Origin of the sequence: Sphingomonas sp. LH128 (assembly GCF_000293195.2) — a bacterium.
Classification (GTDB): Bacteria; Pseudomonadota; Alphaproteobacteria; order Sphingomonadales; family Sphingomonadaceae; genus Novosphingobium; species Novosphingobium resinovorum_A.
Window position 1 is genome coordinate 1 of sequence record NZ_ALVC01000369.1, and the last position, 2,806, is coordinate 2,806.

The 2,806-nt window shown below is 60.5% G+C and carries 1 protein-coding gene and 2 pseudogenes; 2 read left to right on the forward strand and 1 reads right to left on the reverse strand.

Annotated elements, in window-relative coordinates:
• A pseudogene (locus LH128_RS25145) lies at nucleotides 1-123 on the forward strand (ATP-binding protein); the annotation flags it as partial.
• Here LH128_RS25145 and LH128_RS25150 read toward each other — a convergent pair.
• Nucleotides 121-2,214, reverse strand: coding sequence for a recombinase family protein (locus tag LH128_RS25150; protein WP_008832510.1), 2,094 nt, complete (start codon nucleotides 2,212-2,214; stop codon nucleotides 121-123). The pseudogene LH128_RS25145 and the gene LH128_RS25150 sit on opposite strands and share 3 nt — an antisense overlap.
• 436 nt (nucleotides 2,215-2,650) lie before the next feature.
• Here LH128_RS25150 and LH128_RS34190 point away from each other — a divergent pair.
• A pseudogene (locus LH128_RS34190) lies at nucleotides 2,651-2,788 on the forward strand (ATP-binding protein); the annotation flags it as partial.
• Nucleotides 2,789-2,806 lie beyond the last annotated feature (18 nt).

A 2,806-nucleotide genomic window follows, 5' to 3' on the forward strand; every position in this document is an offset into this window, starting at 1 on the left:
GCCGTAGGCAGCGAGTTGCTGTTTGAGGTGCTCAGCCAGCGGTACGAACGCGGCAGCACGCTGATCACCAGCAATCTTCCCTTTGATGAGTGGACATCGGTGTTTGGCTCGCCGAACGTTTCATGATGCTGTTTTCCTCGAACGTCTCATACATTGTTTTGGCGCTGTCAGCGCCTCGATCTGTCGGTCCGTCAGGTCAACCTGCCAAGGCTGGCCTTTGGCAAGCTGACGGCCGTGAAGCTTACCCCGCTTCAGCCATTTGAACACCGTCTGGTCTGTAATCCCGAGCGCGAGGGCCGCGCCTTGGATGGAGTAGCTACCATCCGACCAGCGCAGTGGGTTGTGCTCGACGCCGTTGATCTTGACCGTGGGGATGTTCCATCGCCGGCGCAATAGGTGGACCGTATTATGGTCGAACATACCACCCAAGCTGTTGCGCAATCCTTCGGCGTTGAGCGCGTCGGCAATCCTGGCGTCCATCATTCCTGCACCATTGAACTCGCGGATGCGCTGTTCGAGCACATCGGCATGAGCGGACTCGGCGTAGGATTGGGTCTTTCGCATAACCCAGTGTTCGGTTGCGGCGCCGGTCTGCCAGACGATGCGGATCCACACCATGCCTTTTGCCCGACGCTGATCGAGGATGACCTTGTCGATCACGAGGCGAAGCATTGCCTTGCGCTGGCTGTTTTCGATCCTTTGCCAAAGATCAGGCAGGTCGATGCCGAATGCGGCGATGCGGGCGCGATCGTCGGCGCTCAGCGCGGTCGTCTGGTCCTTCTTCCAGCGCCGATAGTCCTGCTCGATCTTTTCAACGTCGCGCAGCTTGCTTTCCCAAGTGGCTTCGAGAGAACGCGCAACGAGACGGTTTTCCGGCTCTACAGCATCGTATTGTCGCCGGGCACGCTCACATTCGTATTCTGCCCGCTCACGCTTCAATGTCCATTGGCGCTCAAGGCCATGGATGTCGGCGTCGATGGCGTCGAGTGTGGCCAGCGTGATTGCGAGCCGGTCCGGAGCAAGGGCTGCGAGGAGCTGCCGTTCAACCTCAGCCTCGACACGCGGCGCACGGACCTCTTGGCAATATTGGCCGGTGCAGGTCGCTCGCTCGGACCGGCACCGATAGACCGGATGGGTGCTGTCAGGCCCCGAGTAGTTGAGGGCCATGCGCCGCCCGCAGCTGCCGCACATTGCAATTCCCTGTAGCAGCGCCTTTCCCTTTCGGGGCATGCCGCGATGCCCGGCCTTGAAGTTACCGACATTGTCCGCAAGCGTGTCGCTGATCGCCATATGTGTCTCCCAGCTGATATACGCGGGATGCGCATTCTGGATGCAGACCTCCCATTGCTCCCGAGGAACGGCGCGCGTCGGGTTCTTAACCCCTTCGCTTCGCCTTTCAGGCGCAGCACATCGGCGTCCATAGACGTAGGCCCCAGCATAGGCGGGGTTCTTGAGGATATTGCGCACCCGTCCATCGGTCGCATCACGCCAGTCTATTTCGTGAGGCGCGGGGCCCCGCAACGGCCTGACCGGCAGAGCAAGATCAGCCCGGCGCAGATAGCGCACCACCGCCTTTGCGCTTCCGAGTCGCATGAAGCTGTCGAACACAAGGCTGATGCGTTCCTGGATCTGGGCATCGGGGTTGAGCATGATCCCGCCGGCGGGCGCATAGATCAACCCTGCCGGAAGCGGGATACGCAGTTCGCCGCGCGCCGCCTTCTGCCGTTCCCCCGTGTGCAGGCGCATGCGGATCTGGTGAAGTTCGGCTTCGCTCATGATCCCCGAGAGCCCTAGCAACAGCCGATCATGATAAAGCCCGGGATCATACAGCCTTTCGCTGTCGGCGATGAGAACGCTGAACATCGAGCAGAGCTGGAGCAGTTGATGCCAGTCACTGTTGTTGCGGGCGAGACGCGATGCGTCATAGCTGAGCACAAGGCCAGCATGCCCCAACCCGACCTCCGCGATAAGGCGTTGGAAGCCGTATCGATGCTGGGCCTCTGCGCCCGATTTTCCCAGATCATCATCGATAATCTCAACTCGCTCGCGTGGCCAACCAAGGCCAAGCGCGCGATCGACAAGCCGGTATTGAAGCGTCGTACTTTCCTGGTGATGGCGGATCTGACCGACGCTCGACTGACGAACATAGACATAGGCAAGCTTTGCTTGCTGCGCGGCGCTTACCCGCTCATCAGCGGCATAGTCTCTCAACATCGGCGTCACCGGCGTGGCGGGAGGTTGGGAAAGAGCACAGGGCCTGCGCAATCGCTGCCGCCAGCTGACGCTGGCTTGTTGGCGGGAGGTCCGGCCAGATCGGGATCTTTGGCCGCACTTTCCGAGAGCTGGTGTCCATGCTCGCTCTCCTCATCCTCGAGATGACGACGCAACGATTCTGCGAGCGCAACGACTCGCAGGAGGACAGATCCTGAGACCAACGGCGCCGATTTTGAGTCAGGCGGAGCGTTGGCCAGGTCCGTGACAGAGCGAAGGATATTTCTCCGCCCGCCGTGGGCCACCCGGATCGTCACCCATAAAGGACCGCGATCCGACACCAACCTAAGAACTTCAAATCGCCCGCCAAAGAGTGGATGGCGTGGGCAGGTCACACTTACATGCCGTATCAGCCCATCGATTTCAGCCGTATCACCGGGTGTTTGGCTCCGAACGCCTCACCGGGGCCCTGCTCGACCGGCTGACCCACCACGTCCACATTCTCGAGATGAATGGCGAAAGCTTCCGCCTCGCCAGCAGCCGCAAGCACCAAAAGCGTAAGGAAACCACGAAATGACCTGACAGAAAACGGCCA